Here is a 5072-nt window from a genome sequence, read left to right on the forward strand (position 1 = left end):
CGCTACTGGGAGAACTGGACGCAAGAAAACCAATTAGCTATCGCATAAACGCTGGACTGCTAACGGGGGCCCAACCACTACTTTGATTGCTTCTTGTAGACGAGCCACGTCGCAAGACATCCGCCCGAGGTGGCCAGACACCAGATTCCCAGAGCCGGGTTGCTGAAGAACGCAATGATGGCAACGAGCAAAAAGAGGACGGCCGAGGAGAGAGTTAGGACTCTCATAGGGAAAAACTAAGCGCCCTGGTTCTCGACTAGGTGCGGAATGCGCGGATCTAGGTGTGAAATCCCGCCAAATTGAGTGGAGAGCAACCCGCGTCTAGGTGCGAGGTCTGCTTCTCCTTCGGGGCGAATGTCCTCGGAGACTCACCGCCCCGCCACCGCAACATACTCCATGGCCTTCCCCGTCGGCCGTCTGGCGGCGGGGAAGGCGGCGAAGTGCTCAGATCTTCAGAATTCCCGAAGCAACAAGCACAAGAAATACCACGAATATGGGCAAGAGGAGGAATAGCAGAATGATCGGGGCCTGGGGCCATTGGATCTTTGCCGGCGGGACGCCCACCCCTCTTTGAACTGCAAGCGTTGCCCGTCGCCTCCTCGCAGCCATACCGGCACCGGCAATGATGGGGATCACCACGACCGCGAAAAACAGGGCAAGAATTACTTGGCCGCTCATTGCTTCCTCATGACCAGAAGCATACGGTGGCGCTGCCGTCTTCGTAGTACGTGTCGGCCCACCACAAAAGTGCTGAACCTGACAATCCCGTACCAATACCGACAGCGTTCAGAACCGCGCCCACAGGCAACCCAACAATCGTTGCGTCAATGAACCCCCCGACAGCTGCTGTCGCGCCGCCCGCGATCATCACGAACCATGCGATCGACTCGAGCTCCCACTTGTAGACCGGGACGCAGATAAAGTCGGCTCGATGGATGACTGCACCCGGGCCGACGGCTGTACCCGAACCGGCACCCGACGCAGTGTTGTGCGCCTTGAGCATTTCATCAAAGGCTGCTTTTGCCTTGGCATATGAAGCCGGATCTTCGGCAGCTTATCTTGCCTGTGCTCCTGCGACGATGCGGTTTGCTTCCTGCTGTTCTGAGGGCGTCAGAGGCTTGGGTACGCTTTTCTGTGGTGTATTTCCAGCAAGTGCGGTACTGACGTCCAGCCCGCTATCGACCTCTTGATGGCTGGACACGACTTGGTCCAGCGACTGAGTCTGCTCAGCGGTGACGCCCTGGGCCCGGGAGAAGCTGCCAATCAGAAAGGCCATGATCAAGGCTACAGTCATGAATGTTGCCAGGACACGGGGAAATCGGTTCCGATGGCGAGTAGAAAATCTTGTTTCAAACATCAAACAAACCCCAATTCTTTTGATGAAAAACATGCGTGAACACATAGACGACAAGCCCCAGAGAATTCACCGTGCCCGTTGAACCAGGTCGCCGCGTAGACAATCATGTTGTAGTAGTTGTAGTACGCCGAAGCGACCATCGGCGCCCGGACGGACGTCGACGCAGGCACGGTCATCGACCCTTTTGACGTCGATGAAGTCGTCACCTGCGGCAACGTCGACGTCGATCCCGCTGGCTGCCCCTTCGGCTCACCATTGGGTCCGAGATTCTTCGGATGCTGAAGTTCCTTGGGAAGAGGGGCGGGGTTACCGTTGGCATCGCGGTAGATTTTGGCGTGTGCAGATCCCTGCACTGACGGTCCGGACGGTGCAGACTGGTCAGCGGGACCAATGACAGTTGTCGGAGACTGGGGACTCGGTTTCGTGGGCTGCGTGCCCGCGACCTTCCAGGCCGCCCCCGTCTTCACCAGTTCGAATTTCTGTTCGTAGACGTAGATCTGGTCGGGGCTGGCCATTCCGTTCTGCGGTGCGTACGACAAGTGGGTCGTTTCCGTGACTACTGCTGACGCCTGAGCGTCTGTCACGGTTAGATCGTTGACCTCAACCTCGGACTGGCTCCCGGTAAAGACAACCCCGTAGGTCACGAGCTCGTCCCGGCGTGTGTGTAGTTTTGAGTATTCCTGCTCGGTTGAAGCCACAGCATCAGCGGCGATGTCCTGGCCTATTTCATCAGCCTTTGCGGGTGCGTTCCCCCTGACCAGCTGATGATTCCTGCGGTCGATCACCCGAGCAATGACACGCTGGATTGCTGCCGATTCCGTGTCCGGCTTGCCGGCCGGGCTGTCTCCCGCGGCTGGAGGAGTGGGCTGTGCAGGCCCCCTATTGTCCTTCGCAATAACAGCTTGCGACTGAATCCCCACCAGGGCAATTCCGAGTGCAATAGCTGCTGCACCGATCTTTTGACGCATCAACATCAAAGCCCCCTATGAGTGGTTTGTGTTCAGACGAGGGCGCGATACTCGGAAGGCGTTCTCGTGTCTTGTCATTTCCTTACTGCCACACGGCGACTGGCTCGGAGCGACACGTCCTAGCGAGACCTACAGTTTCCGTGGGCAAAGGCTATGACCCGATTCGGCGACTAGGTGGTGAAAATCGTCAAAATGAGTGTCAAAAAGCCGAAAATGAGTGCCAAAAAGCCGAAAATGAGTGTCGAAAAAGTTCGTCTAGGTGTTCGCGAGGACCAAGTGAGTGCAGACTCCCGGTTCAATTTCGAAGTGCTGGCCGCCGAAATCGGACGCCAAAGATGCCGTGGCCGAACCCGGCCTTGAGTGTCGCTAGGCGTGCGGGGAGGGAGTCCGTGAAGGTGAGTTCGCCGTCGTCAGCTGCTTCCAGGTGTCAGTGCAGGCGGATGCCCTGGCGGCTCGCGGAGGTGGCGGCGGGGAGCCGGGCGGCCGGACACTCACAGGGCGCTCGACGACCACTCAATTTGGCCTTCGCCAGCACCTAATTCCGGGTTTTGACCACCTAGTTTCCGGGGAGCGACCACCTAGACGACATTTTCGACGGTAGCCTTCCCGTCACGAACACGCTGCGAGCTAAGGGGAAGCTTTGAAGAAGAAATTGGCGGTCACCGTCGCAAAAATCGTCGTGTCGACGTACGGGACTGCCGTGTGTGCCAGTTTGCTGCCGACCCAGTTCCTATGGGGCTCGATAGTTCATCTGACCATGCGGACGGCGCTCCGCGGTCCCTGTCGTAGTGAGTCCCATACATAGGGCTTTGAAACTGGCAGCATTCTGAAAGCCTCCAGAGTCGGAGAAAACCTTGAACAAATCAGTAAGCAGGGGATTATTCCTCGGGGCCGGGTTCGGTTGCACCTATGCGCTGGTGATTCTCCTCCTGGGCGGGTCCAGCGGCCCGGGCTTGGCGATTCTCAGCGGGCTTGGCGGCGCGTGGGTGGGTGCTGTGTCAGGTTGCATCATCGCTGCGTTGACCTTTGGCATCGGTCGGCTGATCAGGGTTCGACGTGACCTTGAGAACCTTCTAGCCGCCGCGATTACCGGGGCTTCGACTTTGCTGATCCTTATGGCTTTGGCGTCGGTTTCGGATTCAAAGTGGCCATGGTGGACGCATCTTGTTTCGGCGGGTGCTGCAGCCGCTATTGGCGGACTGGCGTGGCCTCGCGAGAAGAATCGCGGCGGGCGCGGAGCGAGGGCCAACGGCGAATGTATTCGATACTGTCGGTAGGCCCAGAAGGAACATCATGCTGAAGTATGTGCGCGAAATGGCAGAAGCTCGCAGGGCTACACCGGGACGACGCGTCTACAACTATGGAATGGCTGCAGTTTTGGTGGCACTCGGAATCTGGGTTCTCGCCACGGGCGCGCCGGGATGGATCTTTCTCACCGTCGTTGCTGCTGAAGCTGTCTTCGATTTCTTCCTCGTCAATAGCTGGGTGAAGGAAGATGCCTGGCGGATAATTCGAACGGCGGGCGAATCAGCCTGATCTTCTTTGTCGGGGCGGGGAGCAGCGTGTCTGCTCCCCGCCACGTTGGCACCGGACCCCGTTCCTGCGCCCGACTGTCGGGTTACCTGTTGCGATGGATATGCAGGGCCGGGTGTCCGATGCGGCCTTGTGTGGACCCGGTGGAGGTCGCCGGGTGGGCGGGTCAGGTCACTGCCGAAGCCCGGGCCTGCCTCGTGAGGGTGCCCTCAGTGGGCCAGGGCTGGTTCCGTGAGCTCGAGCTTCTCGGCTTCAGTCGGTATGAAGCCCGTCTTGAGTTCGGACTGGAGCTTCTCGGTGTCTAGCGCGTGCTGCCACTTTGCTATGGCGACGCAGGAGACGATGTTGGCGACGGTGCTGGTGAGGGCGCGGGCTTCACTCATGAACCGGTCGATGCCGACGATCAGGGCCACGCCGGCAACGGGAAGCGTGGGCATGACCGTCAGGGTCGCGACGAGTGCGACGAAGCCGCTGCCTGTCACGCCCGCCGCACCTTTGGAGGTCAGGAGCATCATCCCGAGCATGAGCAGGATCTGGTCCCAGCTGAGGTGGATGTCGCAGGCCTGGGCTATGAACATCGAAGCGAGTGTCAGATAGACCGCGGTGCCGGTGAGGTTGAAGGAGTAGCCGGTCGGGATCACGAGGCCGACGACGCCACGGTCGCAGCCGATGCGCTCGAGCTTGGTGAGCAGGCGCGGAAGGACGGGTTCGCTTGAGGATGTCGCGAGGACGATGAGGAACTCGTCGCGGAAGTAGCGCAGGATCCGCCAGAGACTGAACCCGCTGAGCTTCGCCAGAATGCCGAGGGCGAGGACCACGAAGACGATGCACGCGGTGTAGAAGGCGAGGATCAGCATCCCGAGGTTGCCGATGGAATGGGCTCCGTACTTGCCGACCGTGAACGCCATCGCGCCGAACGCCCCGATGGGTGCCACCTTCATGAGGAAGCCGAATACGACGAACAGTAGTTTGTTGAAGCTGTTGACCACGTTGAGAGCCACCTGGCCCGGTGCGCCGAGTTTGCTGAAGGCGAAGCCGCATAGCAGCGCGATGACGAGAACGGGCAGGACCTCGCCGTCGGCGAAGGCGCCGACGAAGCTTGTGGGGATGATGCTCAGCAAGAAGTCCACAGGGTTACTGCTGGGCAGCTGGCTTGTGTACTTCGAGGCGACCGAGGTATCGAGGTGGGCTGGGTTGATGTGCATGCCGGCACC

The 5072-nt window shown here is 59.5% G+C and carries 6 protein-coding genes; 1 reads left to right on the top strand and 5 read right to left on the bottom strand.

The features are described 5' to 3' along the window. Positions 1 to 444: 444 nt before the first annotated feature. From OOZ51_RS22225 to OOZ51_RS22240, 4 genes are all read right to left on the bottom strand, one after another. Positions 445 to 678, bottom strand: a complete 234-nt coding sequence (locus OOZ51_RS22225) for a hypothetical protein (RefSeq protein ID WP_265982135.1) — start codon at positions 676 to 678, stop codon at positions 445 to 447. Between the two features lie 7 nt (positions 679 to 685). Continuing rightward, complete coding sequence (locus OOZ51_RS22230) at positions 686 to 1003, bottom strand: hypothetical protein (RefSeq protein WP_265982136.1); 318 nt, start codon at positions 1001 to 1003, stop codon at positions 686 to 688. Positions 1004 to 1054: 51 nt separating this feature from the next. Further along, positions 1055 to 1294 (bottom strand): hypothetical protein, encoded by a 240-nt coding sequence (locus OOZ51_RS22235; RefSeq protein WP_265982138.1) that lies wholly within the window; start codon positions 1292 to 1294, stop codon positions 1055 to 1057. Between the two features lie 62 nt (positions 1295 to 1356). After that, complete coding sequence (locus OOZ51_RS22240; RefSeq protein WP_265982140.1) at positions 1357 to 2331, bottom strand: hypothetical protein; 975 nt, start codon at positions 2329 to 2331, stop codon at positions 1357 to 1359. Positions 2332 to 3618: 1287 nt separating this feature from the next. Between OOZ51_RS22240 and OOZ51_RS22245 the strand changes: the two genes are divergently transcribed. After that, positions 3619 to 3861, top strand: a complete 243-nt coding sequence (locus OOZ51_RS22245) for a hypothetical protein (protein WP_265982141.1) — start codon at positions 3619 to 3621, stop codon at positions 3859 to 3861. Positions 3862 to 4067: 206 nt separating this feature from the next. On the opposite strand, the gene OOZ51_RS22250 is transcribed toward OOZ51_RS22245, so the two are convergent. Further along, on the bottom strand, positions 4068 to 5072 hold a 1005-nt coding region (locus OOZ51_RS22250; RefSeq protein ID WP_265982142.1), incomplete at its 5' end, for a cation:dicarboxylate symporter family transporter.

Source organism: Arthrobacter rhizophilus, from assembly GCF_026241105.1.
Classification (GTDB): Bacteria; Actinomycetota; Actinomycetes; order Actinomycetales; family Micrococcaceae; genus Arthrobacter.